The sequence below is a fragment of the Lysobacter zhanggongensis genome, assembly GCF_046638635.1.
In the GTDB taxonomy this organism is placed as follows: Bacteria; Pseudomonadota; Gammaproteobacteria; order Xanthomonadales; family Xanthomonadaceae; genus Novilysobacter; species Novilysobacter luteus.
On the sequence record NZ_JBJXHK010000039.1, the window covers coordinates 1 to 22,606 of the forward strand.

Genomic DNA, 22,606 nt, shown 5'->3' on the forward strand with positions numbered 1-22,606 from the left:
CCGCAGCGGGAGCCGGGGCCGCGGCAGGCGCCGGTGCGGCGGCGAGGTTGGCGGCAGCGATATCGTGCGCGGCCGGGTGCAGGCCCTGCAGGTAGCTCGACAGCGCGCCGATCTCCTCGTCGGTCAGCTCGGCGGTCACCGCGGCCATGATGTTGAACAGCTTCGGGTTGCTCTGGGTGGTGGTGCCGGCGCGGTACTCCTCGAGCCGGCGCTGGCTGTAGCTGGCGTGCTGGCCGGCCACGTGCGGGTAGGACGGGCCCGGGTTGCCGGTGCCGTCGGGGCCGTGGCACGCCATGCAGGCCGGGATGCCACGCGCCGCGTCGCCCGAGCGGTACAGCTGCTGGCCGATCTGGAAGAACTTCATGCCCGCGTACGGGCCGGTCGCCACCAGGGTGTCGTCGGCGACGCCGGCGCCGGCGGTCTGGGTCGCGTAGTAGGCGCCCACGTCGCGCGCGTCCTGCGGGGTCAGCATGTCGGCGAACGGCTTCATCACCGCGGCCATGCCGGTATTGCGCTCGCCGCTGCGGAACAGTGCCAGCTGCTGGGCGATGTAGCGCTCGCTCTGGCCGGCCAGGTTCGGGTACATCGGGTCGGTCGCATTGCCGTCCAGGCCGTGGCAGGCGGCACAGGTGCCGGCCAGCGTCGCGCCCTTCTGGGCATCGCCCCAGTGAGTGGCCTCGGCCGCCGTGGCCACCTCGGTCAGCGGCGCGGATTCCACCGGCGGCGTCTCGGGGATCGGGGTGACCGTGGTCTGGGCGTAGGCGACGGCGGCTGCCGCGAGGGCAGTGAGGCCGACGATGCCGAGGACGCGGGCGTGGCTCATTGGGCTGGGCTCCGGGGAAAACGCTGGAAGGACGGCCGATGAAAACGGACGTCGGAACCGAAGAATTATCGTCGTCGCGGCTAACCGGGTCAACGCGAGCCATGCGATCCTTGTCCGCATGGCCAATCCCTTTGCCCGCGCGCGCTACATGCTGGCCGCGCACAATCCGCCCCAGCTGCCCCCCGACGGCGGCTTCGAGGTCGCTTTCGCCGGCCGGTCCAACGCCGGCAAATCCAGCGCGCTGAACGCGATCTGCCAGCAGAATGCGCTGGCGCGGGTCTCCAAGACCCCCGGACGCACCCAGCAACTGGTGTTCTTCGACCTGCCGCCGACCACCGACCGGTTCCTGGTCGACCTGCCCGGGTATGGCTACGCCAAGGTGCCCAAGGACCTGCAGGCGCACTGGCAGGCCTTCATCGACGGCTATTTCCGCACCCGCCAGGCACTCAAGGGCCTGGTGGTGGTGATGGACATCCGACACCCGCTGAAGGACTACGACCGCCAGATGCTCGGCTACGCGGTCAGCCGGGGCCTGCCGGCGCACGCCATCCTGACCAAGGCCGACAAGCTGGGCCGCGGCGCACAGGGCAATGCGATGCTGGCGGTGCGCAAGGAGATGAAGGCCGAGTACGGCGACCTGGTCAGCGTGCAGCTGTTCTCCGGCGAGTCGAAGCAGGGCGTCGACGAGGCACGCGAGGTCATCGCCGGCTGGCTCGAGCTCTAGCCCGACCGTCCCGCCGGCGGGCTGCTGCGTTGCGCGACGCGACATAACCGGCACAGCCGCGCTCGCTACACTGCCGGCTCGCTTGCGATGGGCGTTGCCGCCCGCATATCGCCGGCTCCCGTCGAGCGAGGTGCACGTGTCCGGTCCCAGCCAGGTCAAGGATGTTCCGATCGAGTCCGGTGCCGCCGGACGCGCGCAGCTGGTCGAGTACCTGGCGTCGGGTGTGCGCCCGCGCGACGACTGGAAGATAGGCACCGAGCACGAGAAGTTCGGTTTCCGCACCGACGACCTGCGGCCGCCGACGTTCGACGGCGAGCGCGGGATCGAGGCGCTGCTGAAGGGGCTGGTACGGTTCGGCTGGACCCCGGTCGAGGAGCGCATCGGTGACGGCCCCGCCCGGGTCATCGCGCTGACCCGCGACGGTGCGTCGGTCTCGCTCGAGCCGGCCGGCCAGCTGGAACTGTCCGGTGCGCCGCTCGACAACCTGCACCAGACCTGCCGCGAGGCCGCCACCCACTTGCGCGAGGTGCGCAGCGTGGCCGAGCCGATGGGCCTGGGGTTCCTCGGCATGGGCTTCCAGCCCAAGTGGACGCGCAAGGAGATGCCGTGGATGCCGAAGGGCCGCTACGCGATCATGCGCCGCCACATGCCGACCGTCGGTAACCTCGGCCTGGACATGATGACCCGCACCTCGACCGTCCAGGTCAACCTGGATGTCGCGTCCGAAGCGGACATGGTCAAGAAGTTCCGTGTCTCGCTGGCGCTGCAGTCGGTGGCGACCGCGCTGTTTGCCGACTCGCCGTTTACCGAAGGCAAGCCCAACGGCTACCTGTCGTACCGCTCGCACATCTGGACGGACACCGATCCGCACCGTACCGGCCTGCTGGACTTCGTGTTCGAGGACGGCTTCGGCTACGAGCGCTATGTCGACTACCTGCTCGACGTGCCGATGTACTTCGTCTACCGCGACGGCCGCTACATCGACGCCGCCGGGCAGTCGTTCCGCGACTTCCTCGACGGTCGCCTGCCGGCCTGGCCGGGCCACACGCCAACGCTGCTGGACTGGGCCGACCACAGCACCACCGCGTTCCCGGAAGTGCGGCTCAAGAAGTACCTGGAGATGCGTGGCGCCGACTCGGGGCCGTGGAACCGCATCTGTGCGCTGCCCGCGTTCTGGACGGGCCTGCTGTACGACGACGCCGCGCTCGACGCCGCCTGGGACCTGGTGCGCGATTTCACCCGCGACGAGATCCATGCGCTGCGCGACGGCGTGCCGCGGCACGCGTTCAAGCTGCCCGCGCGCATCGGCAACACCCGCGGTACCGTGCTCGACCTCGCCCGCCGCGCGCTGCAGATCGCCGCTGGCGGCCTGGCCCGGCGCGCCAGGGTCAATGAGAACGGCAGCGACGAGACGATCTTCCTGGGACCGTTGATGGAGCTGGTCGAGGCGGGCATCACACCGGCCGAACGCAAGCTCGAACTGTTCCACGGCGCCTGGGGCGGCAATGTCGACCCGGTGTTCCGGGAGTTCGCCTACTGATTGCCCGGAGGTAGCGGGGTCGAACGCCGGGCCGCGGTGTCCACACGCTGCGTTGTAGGCTGGCGCGCATGACTGCGACCACCGATCCGACCTCCCCTTCCGCATTGCGCGAGCAGCTGGACTTCGCACCGACCGACGCGCTGCTGCGCGAAGACGTGAAAATCCTCGGAGCGCTCGTGGGGGAGATCCTCGCCGAGCAGCGTGGTGACGGTTTCCTCGAACGTGTCGAGCGCCTGCGCCGTGCCGCCATCGCCCGACGCGAGGCCGATGCGCCCGTCGCCGAACTGGCCGAAGCGCTGTCCGACACCGGGTTGGCCGAAGCGGCCGACCTGGTGCGCGCGTTCTCGACCTATTTCCAGGCGGTGAACCTGGCCGAGCGGGTGCACCGCATCCGCCGCCGCCGCGACCACGAGCGAGCCGGCGACGGCGCCCAGCCGGGCGGCCTGCGGGCGGTGATCGGCGAGCTTGCACGCGACGGTGTCGACGCCGCGGAGCTGGCCGCGCTGCTGCCGCGGCTACGGATCGAGCCGGTCTTCACCGCGCACCCCACCGAGGCGGTGCGCCGGGTGCTGCTCAACAAGGAGCGACAGATCGTCGCCGCGCTGGTCGAGGATATCGACCGGTCGCGCACGCCGGCCGAGCGCAGCGCCGGGCTGCAGCGGATCCGCCTGGCGCTGGGCGCCAGCTGGCAGACCGCCGAGGCACCGACCGCCAAGCCGAGCGTTGGCGACGAGTTCGAACACGTTGGCTTCTACCTTTCCGAAGTGCTGTACCGGGTGTTGCCGGTCTTCCACGAGACGTTCGAAGCAGCCCTGCGCGAGCACCACGGCGGTGATTGGCACTTGCCCGACGTGCTTGGCTTTGGCAGCTGGGTCGGGGGTGACATGGATGGCAACCCGAACGTCGGCGCGGACACGATCGCCGCGACCCTTGCCGCCCAGCGGCGCATGGTGCTGGCGGCCTACCGCCGCGACATCGAGGCATTGGCCGAGCTGCTGAGCCAGTCGACCACCCGGGTCGGGGTCGATCATGCGGTGTTGGCGCGGGTCGACGAGTACCGGGCGTTGTTGCCGGCCGCGGCCGCGCGCCTGCATCCGCGCCACGCGGACATGCCCTATCGCAACCTGCTGGTGCTGGTGACTGCGCGCCTGTGGGCCACCACCCACGATGAAACCGAAGCCTATCCGGACGCGGCGGCGTTCGAGGCCGACCTGGCGCTGGTTGCCGACAGCCTGCAGGCGAACGGCGGCGAACACGCCGGTGGCTTCGCGGTCCGGCGGCTGCAGCGGCGCGCCCGCTGCTTCGGCTTCCACCTCGCCAGCCTCGACCTGCGCCAGGACTCGGCGATGCATGACGCGGCGCTTGCGGCCCTGCTGGACGACGAGGGCTGGGCCGAACGCGCGGCCGGTGACCGGGCGGCGCGGCTGCATGCGCTGCTGGACCGCGCGACAGTGCCGCAGCCAGAAGCCGCCGCGGCGCGGTCGGTGCTGGATGTGTTCCGCACCGTCGCCGCGCTGCGACCGCGGTATGGCGAGCGCGTGTTCGGACCGTACATCGTCAGCATGAGCCGCAGTGCCGCGGATGCGCTCGCGGTGCTCGCACTGGCGCGGCTGGCCGGCTGTGTAGAGGATGACGAAGTCCCGCTCGACGTCGCCCCGCTGTTCGAGACCGTCGCCGACCTCGAGGCCGCGGAGGCGACCTTGCGCGAGCTGTTCGCCGACCCGGCATACCGGCGCCACCTCGCCGCGCGCGGTGATCGCCAGGTCGTGATGCTCGGCTACTCCGACAGCGCCAAGGACGGCGGCATCATCGCCTCGCGCTGGGCCTTGCAGCAGACCCAGATCGCGCTGTCCGCGCTTGCGCGCGAAAGTGGAGTACGGATCGCCTTCTTCCACGGTCGTGGCGGCTCGGTCAGCCGCGGTGGCGGCAAGACCGAGCGGGCGGTCATCGCCGCGCCGCGCGGCTCGGTCGACGGCTACCTGCGCCTGACCGAGCAGGGCGAAGTGATCCACCGCAAGTACGGCATCCGCGCCATCGCGTTGCGCAACCTGGAGCAGACCACCGGCGCCGTTTTGCGCGCGAGCCTGCGCCCGCGCCCGCCGGAGCCCCGCGAGGCCCGCTGGCGCGAGGTGGCCGCCGAGCTGGCCGCCGACGCCCGCGCGCACTACCGGGCGCTGGTGCACGAGCATCCCGACTTCCCGGCGTACTTCCGCGCGGCGACCCCCATCGACGTGATCGAGCGCCTGCGCATCGGCTCGCGGCCGAGCAAGCGTGGCAGCAAGGGCGGAGTGGAATCGCTGCGGGCAATTCCATGGGTGTTCTCGTGGTCGCAGAACCGCTCCGGCCTGACCGCATGGCACGGCGTCGGCACCGCGCTCGAGCGCGCGCTGGAAACCCACGGCCGCGAACTGCTGGCGGAGATGGCGCGCGACTGGCCGTTCTTCGGCACCCTGGTCGACGACGTCGAGATGGTGCTGGCCAAGTCGGACCCGGCGATCTTCGAGCGCTACTCCCTGCTGGCCGCCGGGCTGCCCGAAGGCGACCTGCACGCGCGGCTGCACCCCGGCATCGCCGCCGAGTTCGCCCGTACCCGCGACGGGATCCTCGCGATCAAGGACGAGGCCGACCTGCTTGCGCACGACCCGCGGCTGCGCCAGTCGATCCGGCTGCGCAATCCGTACGTCGACCCGATCAGCCTGCTGCAGGTCGACCTGCTGGCACGCTGGCGCGACGGCGGGCGCGAGGATGACGCCCTGTTGCAGGCCCTGATGGCGACGGTGAACGGGATTGCCGCGGGGATCCAGAACACCGGGTGATCGCGAAGCAGCGGACCCGCTGTAGGAGCGGCTTCAGCCGCGATCGGGCGGGCTTCGTCGCCGCACGACGGTTACGCCCTCGCGGCTGAAGCCGCTCCTACAGGTGCATCGCTCCGTGCGCCAACGGCCATGTCGTGGAAAAGCGACCACCGCGTCGTCGGCCTATCATTCAGCCAGTCCCCGTACACCGGAGTTCCCCCGATGAAATCCCGCGCCGCCGTCGCCTTCGCCCCCGGACAACCGCTGCAGATCGTCGAGCTCGACGTCGCGCCGCCGAAGCAGGGCGAGGTGCTGGTGAGGATCACCCACACCGCGCTGTGCCACACCGACGCCTTCACCCTGTCAGGCGATGATCCGGAAGGCGTGTTCCCGGCCGTCCTGGGCCACGAGGGCGCGGGCATCGTGGTGGAAGTCGGCGAAGGCGTCACCAGCGTCGCCCCCGGCGACCACGTGATTCCGCTGTACACCGCCGAATGCGGTGAGTGCCTGTTCTGCAGGTCGGGCAAGACCAACCTGTGCGTGGCGGTGCGCGCCACCCAGGGCAAGGGCGTGATGCCCGACGGCACGACGCGTTTTTCGCACAACGGCGAACCGGTCTACCACTACATGGGTTGCTCGACCTTCAGCGAGTACACCGTCGTCGCCGAAGTCTCACTGGCCAAGGTCAATCCCGACGCCGATCCCGAGCAGGTCTGCCTGCTGGGCTGTGGCGTGACCACCGGCATCGGCGCGGTGCACAACACCGCCAAGGTGCAGGAAGGCGACAGCGTCGCGGTGTTCGGCCTGGGGGCGATCGGGCTGGCGGTGATCCAGGGCGCCAGGCAGGCGAAGGCCGGGCGCATCATCGCGATCGACACCAATCCCGACAAGTTCGCGCTGGCGAAGGAGATGGGCGCGACCGACTGCGTCAACCCGAAGGATTTCGACAAGCCGGTGCAGCAGGTCGTCGTCGAGATGACCGGCTGGGGCGTGGACCACAGCTTCGAGTGCATCGGCAACGTCAACGTGATGCGTGCTGCGCTCGAATGCGCGCATCGCGGCTGGGGCCAGAGCGTGATCATCGGCGTCGCCGGCGCCGGGCAGGAGATCAGCACGCGGCCGTTCCAGCTGGTGACCGGTCGCAAGTGGATGGGCACCGCGTTTGGCGGGGTCAAGGGCCGCAGCCAGCTGCCGGGCATGGTGGAGGACGCGATGCGCGGCGACATCCAGCTGGCCCCGTTCGTCACCCATACGTTGCCGCTGGATCGCATCAACGAGGCCTTCGACCTGATGCACGAAGGCAAGTCGATCCGCGCCGTGATCCATTACTGAGGCCGGGAGCCAGCCATGCACAGGATCGAACAGCACGCCTGCTTCGGCGGCCGCCAGGAAGTCTGGCAACACGATTCGAGCACCCTCGGTTGTGCGATGCGCTTCGGCGTCTACCTGCCGCCGCAGGCCGCGCAGGGCCCGTGCCCGGTGCTGTACTGGCTGTCGGGGTTGACCTGCACCGAGCAGAACTTCATCACCAAGGCCGGCGCGCAGCGGTATGCCGCCGAGCACGGGGTGATCCTGGTCGCGCCCGACACCAGCCCGCGCGGTGAGGACATCACCAACGACGACGGCTACGACCTCGGCCAGGGCGCCGGGTTCTACGTCAATGCGACCCGGGCCCCCTGGGCGCGGCACTACCGCATGCACGACTACGTCGTCGAGGAGTTGCCGGCGCTGGTCGACGCGCACTTCCCGACCACGACTGCGCGCGGCGTCAGTGGCCACTCGATGGGCGGCCACGGCGCGCTGGTGATCGCGCTGCGCAACCCGGGTCGCTACCGCAGTGTTTCGGCGTTCTCGCCGATCGTCGCGCCGTCGCGCGTTCCCTGGGGCGAGCGTGCGTTCGAGGCGTACCTGGGCGACGACCGCGCGGTGTGGAAGCAATGGGATGCCTGCGAGCTTCTGCGCGACGCGCGCGAGCGGCTGCCGCTGCTGGTGGACCAGGGCGGCGACGACGAGTTCCTGCAGCGCCAGTTGCGCCCTGAGCTGCTTCGTGACGCCTGCGCCGCCGCAGGCCATCCGCTGGAACTGCGCATGCAGCCCGGCTACGACCACAGTTACTACTTCATCGCCAGCTTCATCGGCGACCACGTCGCCCACCACGCACGCGCGTTGCACGCCTGACCGCTGGCTGGCGTCCTCAGCCCGCCAGCTTGAAGTCGGTGAAGGCGAAGCGCCCGTCGCGCAGCACGGTTTCACCGGGCACCACGTTCACCGGCTGCTCGAACATCGGGCCGGCATGGACAAGCGTGTGGAACTCGCCGTTCTCCCCGCACGGGTCGCAGGCGGCCGGCAGCGCGTCCAGCAGTTCGTGGTCGAACGCTTGGCCGGCGAAGCGGGCATCGAGTTGTGTGGTGTCGACGCAGCACAGTCGGGTTTGCAGGCCGCCGGCGATCATCCCGCGCGCCAACGCGGCGGTGTCACGGCCGAACAGCGGGGTCTCGATCGACCAGCCATGGCGGTCACACAGGGCCTCGCGCCACGCACGCACGTCCGCCAGTTGCAGGTCGCCGAAGGCAACGGTGTCCAGCTCCGGCCAACGCGCCCGCGCGCGTTGCAGCGCGTCGGAAAACGCGTCCTCGTAGGCGGCGTTGTCGCAACCTGTCCGGATGGGCGATTCGATCAGCGGCAGTCCGGCGGCACGTGCCTGTGTGTGCAGCACGTCGCGACGGATGCCGTGCATGGCGATGCGGTCGTAGTCGACGGTGACCGTGGTCAGCAGGCCGACCACCCGCACATCGTCGCGTTGGCGCAGCGTGTGCAGGGTCCAAGCGGCGTCCTTTCCGCCGCTCCACGCGAGCAGGAGATCTTTCATGCCCGCATTGTGCCCGGCAGCGGTGTGCGCGGACCACGCCGCGCAGACCTGCCGTCAGGCGATGGGGCTCAGGCCGCGGTCACGTCGCGCAGCTCCCACGCGCTCCCGGCGAGCAGGCGCAGACGCTGCTTGAGGATGGTGCCGGGGATGGTCGAGGTCACGACCAGGTCGATGTGCAGGTCGTCCTGCTCGCCGTGCACGGTCGCAGTGGGGTCGGTGGCGCCCAGGGACGGGTCGACTTCGTCGGGCTCGTCCTGCTTCATCCGCCAACGCTCGAACAGCCGGTCGCTGCGCAGCGCGTCCTGCAGCTCGGCGGCAAAACCGGGCCCGCTCTGCGCGGTGAACGACAGGTCCGGATCGCTGCCGCGCGCGCGGCGGCCGTCGGGCAGGGTGATGTAGTAGCGCGTGGCCATCGGGTGTTCTCCTGGGGACGCCGCCAGCCTAGGCAGCGTCGCATGCGGACTTCGTGAACGGGGCGTTGCAGGACGGCGACATCAGTCCAGGTGAACGTGCGCGCCGTGCGCCTTCGGACAGTGGCAGACCGCGGTCGGGCCGAACTCCAGGCCGAAGGTCTGGCCGTCGCGGTGGCGCTGCCAGTAGAACTCCGGCGCCGGGGCCGCGGCGTTGCCGATTTCGGCCATGTCGGCGTCGACGTCGAACAGGCGCCCATCGACCATCACGTAGCGCGTCTCGATGGTGTTGCGGATCTCCTCCAGCGGGTTGCCGTCCAGCACCACCAGGTCGGCCTGCTTGCCGACCTCGAGCGAACCGATCTCGTCGCCCAGGCCGAGGTAGTCGGCGCCGTCGATGGTCGCCGCGCGCAGCGCCTCGAAGTTGGAGAAGCCGCCCTGGGTCAGCATCCAGATCTCCCAGTTCGGGCTCAGGCCCTGCAGCTGCCCGTGGCCGCCGACCTGCACCTTGATGCCGGCATCGCGCATCGTCTTGAGCGACCTGGCCACCTCGATGTGCCAGTAATCCCAGTCCGGCGCGATCTCGCGGCGGATGCTGCGCGCATCCAGCGTCTCGCGAGGAAAGAAGCGGTTGAGCTTGTCGTTTTCCCAGACGTTGTCGCGGGCGTACCACCAGTACTCGCCCGACAGGCCGCCGTAACTCACCACCAGCGTCGGGGTGTTGCGTACGTCGGTCTCCTTCCACAGGTTGACCACGTCCCTGTAGAGCGGCGCGACCGGGATGTTGTGCTCGATGCCGGTGCTGCCGTCCAGGATCATCGTCATGTTGTGGTGGAAGGTGGATCCGCCTTCCTCCACCACCAACATCCCCAGCTCGCGTGCGGCCTGGTTGATCTGCTGGCGCTGCTCCCGACGGGGCTGGTTGTAGCTCTTGACCGAGAACGCACCGTTGGCCTGCATCCGGCGCAGATGGCTGCGGGCGTCGTCGAGTGAATTGACCTCGGCCTTGAAGTCGCCGTCGGCGCCGTAGAGGATCGTCCCGGTCGAGAAGATCCGCGGCCCGACCATCCGTCCGGCCTTCTGCAGTTCGGCCTCGGAGAACACGAACTCGGTCGTCGCCGACGGGTCGTGCATGGTGGTGATGCCGAACGCGAGGTTGGTGTAGTACGCCCAGTTCTGCTGCGGCACCACGCCCTGGCCGAAGTGCGCGGCGTGGGCGTGGACATCGATGTAGCCCGGCAGGATGGTCTTGCCGGAGGCGTCGATCACGTTTGCGCCGGCCGGGACCTCGACCGAGCCGGCCGGGCCGACGGCGACGATCTCGTCGCCGCGCAGCACGATCGTGCCGTCCTCGATCACCTCCTCGGTGTTCTCCGCGTCGCGCATGGTGACGATGCGCGCATTGGTGAACGCGACCACCGCGTCGGGCGCGTCGACGGGCACCGTCAGCCCGACCGCGATGCCGCCGCCGTGGACAGGGTCGGCGATCTCGGCCGGCGCACCCGGCAGGAACGCGAAACTCTCGTCCAGTGCGCGCGAGTGGTAGCGGTCGCCGACCATCCAGTGCAACGACTTCGAATCCGCCGCCCAGTGCAGGTAGCTGCCGACGTCGGCGCTGACCTGCGAGACCGGGATCGCCTTGCTGTCCTTGGACAGCTCGACCGCCTTGCCCGTCTCCACCATCGGCGCGACGAAGGCGTTGAACAGCTCGGTGAAAGCGACCCACTGGCCGTCCGGGCTGACCTGCACGGAATCCACGTACTTCAGGTCGAACACCTCGCGCGGGTCCTCCCCGTGCAGGCCGACCGACATCAGCTTTTTCTCCAGGCCACCACCGGTCAGGTAGTAGATGCGCGACCCTTCGGCGTTGAACTGCGGGGACGAGCCCTTGTCGGCCACCCGCACCGCCTCGCCGCCGCGCGCCGGCATCACGTAGATGCCGCGGTCACCCGACCACAGGCTGCCGGTCAGGCCGCCGCCGCCGGACTTGCTGTAGACGATGTGCCGGCCGTCAGGCGAGAACCGGGGGTGGTAATAGAAGCCCTTCTCGTCGGTCAGCCGCGTGCCCTTGCCGCCGCCATTGGCGCTGCGCACATAGATCGCGCCCAGCGCCTCGTCCGACCAGGTCGTGTAGAGCAGCTTGCCGCCATCGGGGCTGAAGCTGGGCTCGTACTCGTACAGGCCTTCGTTGCCGGTCAGGCGCCGCGGCTCGCCACCGGGGAGCGACTTGCGCCACAGCTTGCCGACCGCATGGAACACGAGGGTGTCGCCGTCGGCAGAGGTCGCCACGTCGCGGATCATCTTCGGGGCGAAGCTGCCTTCGTCGATGTCCTGGTCGAAGCGCAGCGCCTCGGTAACGGTCTGCTCGACCGGCGCGTTGAACGGGATCGGGGTGGGCGTGCCACTGGCCATCTCGACCCGCCACAGCTTGCCTTGCGCCCAGATCACGACGGACGTGGAGTCGGGCATCCAGTCAAAGCCGGTGTACGGTCCGAAGATCGCCCACGCCTCCTGCTGGTCGTGGCTCAAGCCATCCCATACCGGGCGCACCGCGCCGCTGGCGAGGTCCAGCACGTGCAGCACGGACTTTTCGCGCACGCGCTTCACGAAGGCGAGCGACCTGCCGTCGGGCGACGGCTGCGGGCGCACCGCGCCCCCGGGCGTGGCGATGACGGTGTCGACCTTGCCGGTCTCGCGGTCGAGCCGCTTGATCGCATAGATCACGTCGTGCGGGTTTTTGTTGTACTCGAACGTCTCGCCGCCACTGACGTCCTCGGAGTAGTAGACGTACCGCCCGTCGGGCGACAACGCCGGCTCGCCCAGGTCCTGCTGGTCGTTCTTCCTCTCGACCAGTTGCAGGCCCGCGCCGCCGCCGCTGGCGTGGTACATCCACAACTCGCCCGCGCCGAGCGAACGCTCGGAGGTGAAGTGCTTGCGGCCGATGATGAAGCGGCCGTCGGGCGTCCACGCGGGGTTGTTGAGCAGGCGGAAGTCTTCCTTGGTGACCTGCACCGGGTCGCCGCCGTTGGCGTCTACCGTCCACAGGTTGTTGCCGCCGCCACGGTCGGAGGTGAAGGCGATCCGCGAGCCGTCCGGCGACCAGCGCGGCTGGACTTCCCAGGCGGGGCCCGAGGCGATGCGCCGCGCGTTGCCACCGGTCACCGGCATCCGGTAGAGGTCACCCAGCAGCGAGAACACCAGGTCGCGGCCATCGGGCGAGACGTCGACGTCCATCCACGTGCCTTCGTCGGTGTCGAAGCGCACCGTGCGGGTCGGCCCGTGCGGGGCGTTGACGTCCCATCGCGCTTCTTCGGTGTCCTCGCCGGGGCGGCTGACGCCCTTGGCCACGTCGGGCGCGGCCTGCGCCGGATCGGTGCCGACCGGGTCCAGTGCATCCTGCTCGAGTTGCACCGGATCCTGGTCGGTGTCGCTGGTGTTGCGGTCCACCGGCGGTGGTGGCTGCGGTGCCGGCGGCGGGTCCTGTGCCCAGGCGGGCAGGGCGAATGAAGCGGACAGCGCGGACGAGAGCGCGACGGCAAGCAGGCGACGGGTCATGGGCGGGCACGGATGACGAACGAATCCCGCAGCCTACCCGTGCCCCCGGTGCCGCACCTAGGCTGAAAGTCCCGGTACGGCTTTGCCGATGGTGGCCATCAGGCCTCGAACTTCGCGGTGCCTTCCGAGGCGAAGCCCACCACCAGCGCGCCCTTGCCGACATTGACCATGCCGGTCAGGCTCATCACGCTTTCGAACACCTCGACGTTGTGTTCGTCGCAGACCGCACGCAGTTCGTGGTAACCCGGCAGGGCACGCATCTCCGACAGCTCGCCGCCGTAGCTCAGGCACAGCGTCGGCGTCATGAGACCCTCGCGGACGCGCTTGCCGGTGAAGTCGAACAGTTTCTGCACCGCCGGCTCGAAGCCCTTGATCTTGGCCACCGGCCCGGTCTCGCCGCGGTGGCAGTGCAGTACCGGCTTGATGTCGAGGGCGCTGCCGAGCGCGGCGCTGAGCAGGCCGACGCTGCGGTCGCCCTTCTTGCGGGCGCGTGCACGCAGGTAGTAGAGGTCCGGCGGCACCAGGTACCCGTGGGTGTGCAGCGCGAGGTTTTCGAGCCGCGCGCGGATCTTCGGGGCGCCTTCGCCGGCGGCGCGCAGTCGGATCGCCTCCACCGCGGTGATGCCCTGCGCGGAGAACAGGTTCTGGGTGTCGATCACCCGCAACGCGAACGGCGTGGTGTTGCCGGCCGCCGCGCGCGCCGCCTTGTAGTCGTTGAGGATGGCGAAGCTGGCCTGCTGCGCATTGTCGTGGATCGGACTGCGCGACTTGGTGATCGTCATGCAGAACACGTAGTCGTAGTCGATCACCAGCCGCTCGAGGAACAGGTCGCGGATCTGCTGCACGGTGTAGGGCGTGGTCTCCGCCTCCGCACCGCGCTCGGCGACGTGGGCGTGGAGGAACTCCAGCGTGGCCTCCTCGTTGCGGTGGTCGGCCAGCACCGCCTCGCCGATGCGCACGGTGATCGGCAGGATCGTCACCTCATTGCGTTGCAGGTACTCCAACGGCAGGTCGCAGGCCGAGTCGACAACAAGTCCAATGCGCATGGCTCCCCCGAGGATGCTGGATTGTGGAACGTGATCCGGAGCATATCCGTCCGTGACCCGCGTCGCACTAAAGGGGGTGCCTGTCAGGTTCGGCCCGGGGCGCGGGCCGATCCTGGCGGTTGCCCGGCGCTTACTCCGGCCGAGCGCACCGGGCCCGCAGGTGGCGGGCCCGGTGTTGGTACAACCGAAGCGGCTCAGCGGCTGTCGGTGGCTGGATATGCCCGCGGCAGGCCGCCGCTGTCGCGTGGCACCAGGGTGCGCAGGTACCGGTCGCGCAGTTCGGTCTGGCGGCTGCTCATCGGGATTGCCTCGCCGTCCATCCAGACCTGCAGCGCGACCGCGTTGACCTCCAGCGGGTCGCCGCTCCAGAGCACCAGGTCGGCGCGCTTGCCCGGGGCGATGCTGCCGAACCGGTCGGCCACGCCGAACGCCCTGGCGGGCACCGACGTCAACCCGGCCAGCCCGTCTTCCCACGGCAACCCGTTGGCGACCGCGTTGCCGGCGAGCTGCCTGACCTTGCGCGCGTTGTGGGTATCGCCGCCCTGGGTGAAGCCGACCGCCACGCCCGCTGCCTCCAGCCGCGCGGCGTTCTCCATGGTGGCGCCGATCTGGTCGAATCCACCCGGCAGGTTCGCCAGCGGATTGACGAACACCGGCACGCCGGCCTCGGCCAGCGCCAGCGCGAGCTTCCACGCCTCGGCGCCACCGGAGATCGCGATGTCCACCCCGTGGCGGTCCGACCAGCGCAGCAACTGGCGGATGTCGGCGGCGCGGTCGACGTTGACCACCACCCGGCCACCGGCGTCGAGATAGCGCTTGAGCGTGTCGCGGCCCGCCGGGGTCAGGAGCGCGGCATGCGAGCCGGCCGGGATACGGCCGCGGACTTCGTCGACCAGCTGGTCGAGCAGCATCCACTGCGCCGCGCGCGAGCGGCCGCTGAGTTCGGCGGCGTCGCTGCCCAGGTCGATGAACAGCACGTCGGGGCCGGCCGGGTCGGCGCTGCCGTCGAGCCGCACCACCGCGCCCTGGCCGCCGATGATCGAACCGCCCTCGGTGCTGCCCGCTTCCAGCAGGGTCCAGCCGATGCCTTCGATCCGGGTCACCGGCNACCACCGCGCCCTGGCCGCCGATGATCGAACCGCCCTCGGTGCTGCCCGCTTCCAGCAGGGTCCAGCCGATGCCTTCGATCCGGGTCACCGGCACGAGGACCGAGGCCGGGTTGTAGGCCAGCGTGACGTCGAACTCCGGACGCACCGTCATCAGGTGGGTCTCCGCACCCAGCGCCAGTGACGCATCGACGGTTGAGCGCTCGCCGGACACTTCCTCCAGGCCGATCGCGGTGATGCCGCCGAACAGCGTCGGGGTCAGCGGCCGCGACTGGGCGTCGACCACCTGCACCCCGGCCGGCGCCGGCAGCCCGGTACCGACGGCGGCGATCACGCCATCGCGGACCAGCACGTCGGCGCCCTGGAGCGTGCCCTGCGGACCGGCGGTGTGGACGGTGGCGTTGCGGATCAGCAGGTCCTGCGCGCCGGCGGCAAGCGCCACGAACGACAGCGCCGCGGCGGCCAGCGCCTTCAGCGGGAGGCGGCTCACAGCACACCTCCTGCGTGGACCGCGTCACCGGTGGACTGGCCGAGCATGAAGTCCGCCTCCGGTTGCCGCGACGGGTCGGCGCGGTCGTACAGCCGCGCGCCGTCGATGTAGACCTGTTCGGCCTGCGCGTAGACGCTGAACGGCGTGCCGTTCCAGACCACCACGTCGGCCATCTTGCCCGGCTCGAGCGTGCCGGTCCGCTCGAGGATGCCCATCGACTTGGCGGGGTTGGCGGTCAGCCAGCCGATCGCGTGTTCGGGGGTGATCTCCATGCCTGCCAGCCGGGCGTGCGCCATCACCTTGGCCGCCTCCTGGTTGAGGCGCTGGATGCCTTCCTCCGAGTCGCTGTGCACGATCGCGCAGCTGCCAGCCGGGCGGTCGACCAGCGCAATGTTCTCCTGGATGCCGTCGAAGGCCTCCATCTTGAAGCCCCACCAGTCGGCCCACAGGGCGGCGCAGGTACCTTCCTCGGCCAGCCGGTCGGCCAGCTTGTAGGCCTCCACGCCGTGGTGGAAGGCGGCGACCTTGAAGCCGAACTCGTCGGCCAGGTCGAGCATCGTGGTCATCTCGTCGGCGCGGTAGCAGTGGATGTGGACCAGGATGTCGCCGTTGATCGCGCCGGCCAAAGTGTCGAGCTTGAGGTCGCGCTTGCCGCCGGTGTCGCTCGCGCTGTCGGGCTCGTCGGCGCCGAACCAGCTGCGCTTCTTCGGTGCGTCGGGCTTGTGCTTGGCGAGGTACTCGGCGGCGTCGATGAAGGCCGCGCGGTAGCCGGCGATGTTGCCCATCCGGGTCGACGGGCCGCCCTTCTCGCCGTACACGCGCTTGGGGTTCTCGCCGCAGGCCATCTTCATCCCCCACGGCGCGCCGGGGAACTTCATCGCCTGGTAGCTGGTTGCCGGGACGTTCTTGAGGGTGACGCCGCGGCCGCCGACCAGGTTGGCCGAGCCGGGCAGGATCTGCAGCGAGGTGACGCCGCCGGCCAGCGCGGCGGCGAAGCCCGGGTCCTGCGGCCAGACCGAGTGTTCGGCCCAGACGTTGGCCGTCACTGGCGACGTTGCTTCGTTGCCGTCGCTGTGCGCGCGCACGCCGGGGCTCGGGTACACGCCCAGGTGCGAGTGCACGTCGATGATGCCGGGCGTGACCCACTTGCCGGTCGCGTCGACGCGGGTGGCGCCGGCCGGCAGCTCCAGCCCGGTCCCCACCGCGACGATGCGGCCATCGGCCATCAGCACGTCGGCGTTTTCCAGTCGCGCGCCGGTGCCGGTCAGCACGGTCGCGTTGTCGAGCAGCACCGGCGGCGCGGCGACGCGCTGGTAGGTGCTGGGGTACGGGTCGTGCGCGAAATGCGAAGGCGTGGCGGCGTCGTCGGCGCAAGCGGCGCCACCGGCAACGGCCAGCGCGAGCGCGGCCGCGAGTGCGGCAATCTGTGGTGCGTGCATCGTGTTCCCCTTGGTGGCCCGGTCCGGGCAGCCGCGTCGCGACGAGGGTCGGGACGTCATGGCCACGCTAGCCGGGGCCATCGGCGGTGCCAACCCTGACGATGGTCACGATTGGTGACACATTGCGCAAAGCCGCGCCGGGATTCGCAGACCCTGCGATGCGCGCACCGCACACTGGCGTCCTTGCCAATGACGATCGAGGGGCGCGCCACGGGGCGCGCCGGGGAGGAACGATGGAACAACTGATCTACCTGCTGGCCGGCGCGGCCCTGACCTGGGCGTTCTATTTCGTCCAGCGCCGGGTCGAGCGCCGCGGCGCGGTCGATGCGATCGAACGCAACCAGAAGTTGCTGGCGCTCAAGCAGGGCATGGACGAGGCCAACACGAGCCTGGACGAGCTGCGCCGCTTCGAGCACCGCCTGATCGGCAAGGCCGAGACGGCCGTCAGGATTGCCGACCGTTATGTCGCCCAGGCCGAGGAGGTTGCCCGTGCGGGGGAAGAGCCCGTGCTCGACGAAGAGGCCATGAACCGGCGGGCGATCGACTCGTTCCAGCGCATCGACGACCGGCTCGACGCCCTCGTGGCACGCCTGCGCGGAGAGCTCGACCAAGAGGGCCTGGCCGCATTCGACGCCGTACACATGGCCTGGCTCGGCTACCGCGAGCGCTACGCGCGCTTCATCGCGGAGTCGTATGCCGGCGGTGCGATCCAGCCGCTGATCCACGCGGTGACGCTGGAGAGCATCACCGCCGCGTGGGTAACTGAAATCGAGACCCAGCTGGGCGACAGCGACGGCGAGGACGAGCCGGACTGACACCCGCCGGGTGCGGGGTCTTGACCGCGGGCGTCGCGCCACTTGCTAACGTGGCCCGTCATTCCCTACCGCGAGGTGCCTGCATGGACGTCACCGCCGATGATGTCGTCGCCTTCTGGCGCGAAGCCGGTCCCGACAACTGGTTCGGTGGAGGGCCCGCGTTCGACATGCGCTGCCGCGAGCGATTTTTCGCCGCCCACATGACCGCCTCGCGCGCCGAGCTCGGGCACTGGGAAGACAACGCGACGGGGGCGCTGGCGCTCGTGCTGTTGCTCGACCAGATCCCGCGCAACATCTTCCGCGGCAGCGCGCATGTCTACGCGACCGACCCGCTGGCACGCAGCGTTGCCACCCGCGCGATCGGCCACGGCCACGACATGGAGGTCGAGGTCGCCCTGCGCACGTTCTTCTACCTGCCGTTCATGCACTCCGAAGCGCTGGTCGACCAGCAGCGCGCGACCGAGTTGTACCAGTCGCTGGAGGCGCCCGGCGCCGACAAGTGGGCGGTGCACCATCGCGCCATCATCGAGCGCTTCGGCCACTTCCCGCACCGCAACCGGCTGATGGGCCGGCCGACCACCCCGGCCGAGCAGGCGTGGCTCGACGAGGGCGGCTTCGGCGGCTGATCAGTACTTCGGCACCTTAGTGTCGGCCTGCTCGCTCCAGGCATCGATGCCGCCCTGGACGTTGTGCAGGCGGGTGAAGCCGAGGTTGCGGAAGTGCTCGGCGACCTCGGCGCTGCGGCGCCCGTGGTGGCACAGGAACGCCAGCGCGGTGTCCTTGGGCAGGGCTTCCAGGTGCCGGCGCGCGTCGTCGTCGAGCGCCGAGAACGGCACGTTGACCGACGCCTCCGCGCGCTCTTCCGGCGGGCGCACGTCCACCAGGGTCAGGTCGCCGGACGCGGCCCGCTCGGCGGCCTCCGCCGGGGTGATGGTGGCGACCTTGGGCGGCGCGTTGGGGTTTTCGATCACCAGCCCGCGGCCACGCTCGTCGTCGACCCAGTCGATCGTCAGGCCACGCGCGCGCTGGGCGCCGGCGAGGTCGAACTGCACGCGCAGGCCGGCCGCCTCGGTGGCGATCGCGTCGGCGTCGACCGGGGCCAGTTGCAGCTTGGCGTTGAAGCGCGGGTCGACCTCGACCTGAAGCGCGTAGCCGTCGCCGGCGTTGCGGACGGCGTCACCCAGCATCTGCGCCGCCGCCGGCGTGATCGTGATCGATGGCGGGGTGCGGTCGGGCGCGGGCATGCCCAGCGCGGTGTGCAGGTCGCCCGAGTTGGCCATCTGCTCGATGATGTCGCTGCCACCAACCAGTTCTCCGCCGATGTAGAGCTGCGGGATGGTCGGCCATTGGCCGTATTCCTTGATGCCCTCGCGGATCTCCGGGTCGGCCAGCACGTTGACGTGCTGGTACTCGACGCCGGTCGCGCCGAGCGCGGCAACCGCCTTGGCCGAGAAACCGCATTGCGGCGCGCGCGGCTCGCCCTTCATGAACAGGACGACCTGGTGGTCGTTGAGCAGGGTCTGGATGCGCGTGTGCAGGGCGGGGTCGAGCGGCATGGCGGTGGTCCGTGGAGCGGGGGGAAGCGGGCAGTGTAACCAGCGCCCCGGGGCACTGGCATGATGCAGGTCATGGCGAACCCCGACCTGCACCGCGTCCCACGTCACCCCCACGCCTGGGCCGTGGTGCTGGTGCTGTCGCAACTGGCGGTGGCCGCGCTGTGGTGGCGCCTGGGCTGGCCGGTCGGGCTACCGGCGATGCTGGCCACCCACGCGGTGTTCCTGTGGGGCGTGCTGGTGCCCGACTCGGGCCTGTTCAGTCCGGTACTGAAGCGTTTGCCGACCAGCGAGCCGGTGGTCTGGTTGACGATCGACGACGGCCCGTCGGAACAGACGCCGGCCGTGCTCGACCTGCTCGACGCGCACGGCGCGAAGGCGACGTTCTTCGTGGTCGGTGAGCGCGCGCAGGCGCGACCGGAACTGTTGCGCGAGATCGCCCGGCGCGGCCACGGCATCGGCAACCACAGCCACAGCCACCCGCAGGCCTGGTTCTGGGCGCTCGGCCCGGCAGCGATGCGGCGGCAGGTCGCGGACGCGCAGGCAGCGATCACCGCCATCACCGGGACCGCCCCGCACTGGTTCCGGGCCGTGGTGGGCATGGCCAATCCGTTCGTGTCGGCGCCGCTTCGCACCCACGGATTGGCGCGCGTGGCCTGGAGCGCGCGCGGCTTCGACGCGGTGGCGGCCGACCCTGATGCCGTCGTCACCCGGATCGAGCGCGGCCTGTCGCCAGGTGCCATCGTGCTGTTGCACGAGGGTGCGCGCCACGGTCGAAACCTCGAGGTGCTGGCGTTGCTGCTGCGGCGCCTCGATGCGCTCGGCTACCGGACCGTATTGCCCGAAGCGGGCGCGGAGGCCGGCCAGTGGCTCGAAAAAACGCGGGAAGCGGAAATGGAAACGGCCCGGTTTCCCGGGCCGCCACCGTGAGACGCGTTGACGGTCAGGCCGCGAACAGCGCGCGCATCTTCTTCAGCGCGTTGGCCTCGATCTGACGGATCCGCTCGGCGCTGACACCGTACTCGTCGGCCAGCTCCTGCAGCGTCACCTTGTTCTCGTTGCCCAGCCAGCGGCGGGCGACGATGTCGCGCGAACGCTCGTCGAGCTTGGCCAGCCCTTCGTGCAGCAGCGACAGCTGGCTGTCTTCCTCGTCCTCGCGCTCGTACATCTGCGAGGGGTCCTCGGCGTCGGCACGCAGGTACGCGGCCGGCGACGGCGGGGCGCGGTCATCGTCCTCGTCGGCCGGGGCATCGAAGCCGATGTCGCGGCCGGACAGGCGCGACTCCATCTCCAGCACCTCGCGCTTGGAGACGTTGAGATCAGCGGCCACGGCGGTGACCTCGGCATCGTTCATCCAGCCCAGGCGCTTCTTGCTCTTGCGCAGGTTGAAGAACAGCTTGCGCTGGGCCTTTGTCGTGGCGACCTTGACGATGCGCCAGTTCTTCAGGATGAACTCGTGCATCTCGGCGCGGATCCAGTGCACCGCGAAGCTGACCAGGCGCACGCCCTGCTCGGGGTCGAATCGCTTGACCGCCTTCATCAGGCCGATGTTGCCTTCCTGGATCAGGTCGCCCAGCGGCAGGCCGTAGCCGTTGTATCCGCGGGCCACGTGGACCACGAAACGCAGGTGGGAATGGACCAGTTCGCGGGCGGCGTCGAGGTCCTCGTCATCGCGGAAGCGGCGGGCCAGGTGCTGCTCGTCCTCGGCGCTCAGCACCGGGATCTTGTGGACCGCGCCGATGTAGGCATCGAGCGAACCGAGCGGGGTCAGCGCGTTGAGCGCGGGCACCGGCAGGCTGTTGGAAACCAGGGCGTTGGCAGTGATTTCGGTCATGGGGAGGATGTTAGCAGTCGGCAAGGGTGAGTGCTAAGGCCGGAATCGGGGCTTTATCGTCCCATTCACGGAACAATCGAACGGATGCGAGCAGTAAGACTGCCGATCCGATCGTAAGTTCCGGGTCAACGCGCCGTGCATGCGGCACCCGAGGCCAACAAGTCGCCGGCCGATGCCAGGAACCTCAGTCTGGTGTCGGCAGCGACCAGTCGATCGGCGCACCGCCGCGGCGGGCCAGGTACTGGTTGGCCGCCGAAAAGTGGCCGCAGCCGATGAAGCCCCGGTGGGCCGACAGCGGCGACGGGTGGGGAGCCTTCAGCACCCGGTGGCGTCCGCGGTCGATCATGGCGCCCTTTTTCTGCGCGTAACTGCCCCAGAGCATGAACACCAGTCCCTCGCGCTCGCGGTTGAGGGTGTCGACCACGTGGTCGGTGAAGCCCTCCCAGCCCTTGCCGGCATGCGCCCCGGCCTGGCCGGACTCGACCGTCAGCACCGCATTGAGTAGCAGCACACCCTGTCGCGCCCACGGCAGCAGGCAGCCATGGGATGGCCGGGCGATGCCCAGGTCCCGCTCGAGCTCCTTGTAGACATTGAGCAGCGACGGCGGCACGGGAACCTCGGGACGCACCGAAAAGCACAGCCCGTGGGCCTGGCCGGGCCCGTGGTAGGGGTCCTGGCCCAGGATCACCACCCGGGTGGCGTCGAACGGGGTCGCTTCGAACGCGGCAAAGATGTCCGGCCCCGGCGGGAAGATCCGCGCACCCTGTGCCTGGCGCTGACGCAGGAACGCCGACAACGCCTGCATGTCGTCACGCTGCAGGTAATCGCCGACGCGGGCTTTCCAGGATGGCTCGAGCCTGATGCGGTCTTCGGTCATCGCGGTGGCGACGCGTACGGCGACAGGTCCGGCTAGGCCAGCTTGGCCAGCCGCAGCTGGAACAGCGTCTTGGTCACCAGCAGGCGCTCCTCGATTGGCTTGAGCACGAGGTCGTTGGCGCCGGCGCGCAGCAGCGCGCTCTGGTTCTCGGGGTTGGCGTCGCCGGTCATCACCAGCACCGGCAGGCGCCGCTTGCCGTAGCCGAAGTCGCCGCGTACGCGCTCGAGCAGGTCGTGGCCGTCGAGCTCGCCCTTGAGGTAGACGTCGGTCAGCACGAGGTCGGCGCCCGGGTCGTCGGCCCCGCGGTGGGTCTCCAGATACTCGAGCGCTTCCTCCACGCCGACGAAATGCAGCACCTGCAGTTGCTGACGCTCCAGCATCCGCTTGGTCGCCAGCGCCACTACGCGGCTGTCCTCGACATACAGCACCCGGGCACCCGGGATCGGCTCGGGCTGGACGTAGCCGCGGATGAAGGCCGCCAGCGCCGCATGGCCAAGCGACTTGTCGAAGTAATCGGTCACGTCCTCGGTGAAGCGGCGCGACTCCAGGTGGGTCTGCGCCTCGCCCGACACCACGATCACCGGCACGTAGGTCTGGCCAGCCGCCTCGCGCACCGCGCGGGCGAGCGCGATACCGTCGCCGTCGGGCAGCGCCAGCGACGTCGTCACCAGGTCGACCGGGCCGGCCGCCAGCGCTTCGCGGGCCTCGCCGATGCCCGCGCAGGCGACGA

General features: G+C 69.9%; 18 protein-coding genes and 1 pseudogene. 8 read left to right on the forward strand and 11 right to left on the reverse strand.

Translation table 11 applies throughout. The features are described 5' to 3' along the window. A partial coding sequence (locus ACKVMH_RS08345; protein ID WP_412699942.1) for a c-type cytochrome occupies nucleotides 1-823 on the reverse strand: 823 nt, incomplete at its 3' end. Between the two features lie 118 nt (nucleotides 824-941). On the opposite strand from ACKVMH_RS08345, the gene yihA reads away from it, so the two are divergent. From yihA to fghA, 5 genes are all read left to right on the forward strand, one after another. After that, nucleotides 942-1,547 (forward strand): ribosome biogenesis GTP-binding protein YihA/YsxC, encoded by a 606-nt coding sequence (gene yihA, locus ACKVMH_RS08350; RefSeq protein ID WP_215219336.1) that lies wholly within the window; start codon nucleotides 942-944, stop codon nucleotides 1,545-1,547. A 136-nt stretch (nucleotides 1,548-1,683) separates the two neighbouring features. Beyond that, a complete protein-coding gene (locus tag ACKVMH_RS08355) occupies nucleotides 1,684-3,087 on the forward strand; it encodes a glutamate--cysteine ligase (protein ID WP_412699943.1) in 1,404 nt (467 codons plus the stop codon). Nucleotides 3,088-3,155: 68 nt separating this feature from the next. After that, nucleotides 3,156-5,903 (forward strand): phosphoenolpyruvate carboxylase, encoded by a 2,748-nt coding sequence (gene ppc / locus ACKVMH_RS08360; protein ID WP_412699944.1) that lies wholly within the window; start codon nucleotides 3,156-3,158, stop codon nucleotides 5,901-5,903. 201 nt (nucleotides 5,904-6,104) lie between these two features. Then, nucleotides 6,105-7,214, forward strand: coding sequence for an S-(hydroxymethyl)glutathione dehydrogenase/class III alcohol dehydrogenase (locus ACKVMH_RS08365; protein ID WP_412699945.1), 1,110 nt, complete (start codon nucleotides 6,105-6,107; stop codon nucleotides 7,212-7,214). A 15-nt stretch (nucleotides 7,215-7,229) separates the two neighbouring features. After that, on the forward strand, nucleotides 7,230-8,060 hold the full coding sequence (gene fghA / locus ACKVMH_RS08370; RefSeq protein WP_412699946.1) for an S-formylglutathione hydrolase: 831 nt from the start codon (nucleotides 7,230-7,232) through the stop codon (nucleotides 8,058-8,060). Between the two features lie 16 nt (nucleotides 8,061-8,076). On the opposite strand, the gene ACKVMH_RS08375 is transcribed toward fghA, so the two are convergent. The 6 genes and pseudogenes from ACKVMH_RS08375 to ACKVMH_RS08400 all read right to left on the reverse strand — a co-directional run bounded on the left by ACKVMH_RS08375 (nucleotide 8,077) and on the right by ACKVMH_RS08400 (nucleotide 16,797). Continuing rightward, complete coding sequence (locus ACKVMH_RS08375; protein ID WP_412699947.1) at nucleotides 8,077-8,751, reverse strand: Dph6-related ATP pyrophosphatase; 675 nt, start codon at nucleotides 8,749-8,751, stop codon at nucleotides 8,077-8,079. A 68-nt stretch (nucleotides 8,752-8,819) separates the two neighbouring features. Continuing rightward, on the reverse strand, nucleotides 8,820-9,164 hold the full coding sequence (locus tag ACKVMH_RS08380) for a hypothetical protein (RefSeq protein ID WP_215219342.1): 345 nt from the start codon (nucleotides 9,162-9,164) through the stop codon (nucleotides 8,820-8,822). Between the two features lie 81 nt (nucleotides 9,165-9,245). After that, entirely contained in the window at nucleotides 9,246-12,716 is a 3,471-nt protein-coding gene (locus ACKVMH_RS08385; RefSeq protein ID WP_412699948.1) for an amidohydrolase family protein, read from the reverse strand. 98 nt (nucleotides 12,717-12,814) lie between these two features. After that, nucleotides 12,815-13,762, reverse strand: a complete 948-nt coding sequence (locus tag ACKVMH_RS08390; RefSeq protein WP_412699949.1) for a DegV family protein — start codon at nucleotides 13,760-13,762, stop codon at nucleotides 12,815-12,817. A gap of 194 nt (nucleotides 13,763-13,956) precedes the next feature. Next, a pseudogene (locus tag ACKVMH_RS08395) lies at nucleotides 13,957-15,358 on the reverse strand (amidohydrolase family protein). Further along, the gene (locus ACKVMH_RS08400) at nucleotides 15,355-16,797 is read right to left on the reverse strand and encodes an amidohydrolase (RefSeq protein WP_412699950.1); all 1,443 of its coding nucleotides are present in this window, start codon (nucleotides 16,795-16,797) and stop codon (nucleotides 15,355-15,357) included. The pseudogene ACKVMH_RS08395 and the gene ACKVMH_RS08400 overlap by 4 nt, the downstream one beginning before the upstream one ends. Before the next feature lie 233 nt (nucleotides 16,798-17,030). Between ACKVMH_RS08400 and ACKVMH_RS08405 the strand changes: the two genes are divergently transcribed. Both ACKVMH_RS08405 and ACKVMH_RS08410 read left to right on the forward strand, forming a co-directional pair. Continuing rightward, nucleotides 17,031-17,612, forward strand: coding sequence for a lysozyme inhibitor LprI family protein (locus tag ACKVMH_RS08405; protein WP_412699951.1), 582 nt, complete (start codon nucleotides 17,031-17,033; stop codon nucleotides 17,610-17,612). An 83-nt stretch (nucleotides 17,613-17,695) separates the two neighbouring features. Then, nucleotides 17,696-18,238 (forward strand): DUF924 family protein, encoded by a 543-nt coding sequence (locus ACKVMH_RS08410; protein ID WP_412699952.1) that lies wholly within the window; start codon nucleotides 17,696-17,698, stop codon nucleotides 18,236-18,238. On the opposite strand, the gene grxD is transcribed toward ACKVMH_RS08410, so the two are convergent. Further along, the gene (grxD, locus tag ACKVMH_RS08415) at nucleotides 18,239-19,168 is read right to left on the reverse strand and encodes a Grx4 family monothiol glutaredoxin (protein WP_412699953.1); all 930 of its coding nucleotides are present in this window, start codon (nucleotides 19,166-19,168) and stop codon (nucleotides 18,239-18,241) included. It abuts the gene before it with no gap. Nucleotides 19,169-19,240: 72 nt separating this feature from the next. Between grxD and ACKVMH_RS08420 the strand changes: the two genes are divergently transcribed. Then, a complete protein-coding gene (locus tag ACKVMH_RS08420) occupies nucleotides 19,241-20,095 on the forward strand; it encodes a polysaccharide deacetylase family protein (protein ID WP_412699954.1) in 855 nt (284 codons plus the stop codon). Between the two features lie 13 nt (nucleotides 20,096-20,108). Here ACKVMH_RS08420 and rpoH read toward each other — a convergent pair whose 3' ends face one another. The 3 genes from rpoH to ACKVMH_RS08435 all read right to left on the reverse strand — a co-directional run. Further along, complete coding sequence (rpoH, locus tag ACKVMH_RS08425) at nucleotides 20,109-20,999, reverse strand: RNA polymerase sigma factor RpoH (protein ID WP_215219351.1); 891 nt, start codon at nucleotides 20,997-20,999, stop codon at nucleotides 20,109-20,111. 184 nt (nucleotides 21,000-21,183) lie between these two features. Continuing rightward, nucleotides 21,184-21,876, reverse strand: a complete 693-nt coding sequence (gene ung, locus ACKVMH_RS08430; protein ID WP_412699955.1) for a uracil-DNA glycosylase — start codon at nucleotides 21,874-21,876, stop codon at nucleotides 21,184-21,186. 32 nt (nucleotides 21,877-21,908) lie between these two features. Next, nucleotides 21,909-22,606 (reverse strand): response regulator (locus ACKVMH_RS08435; protein WP_412699956.1); only part of this gene is annotated, 698 nt, incomplete at its 5' end.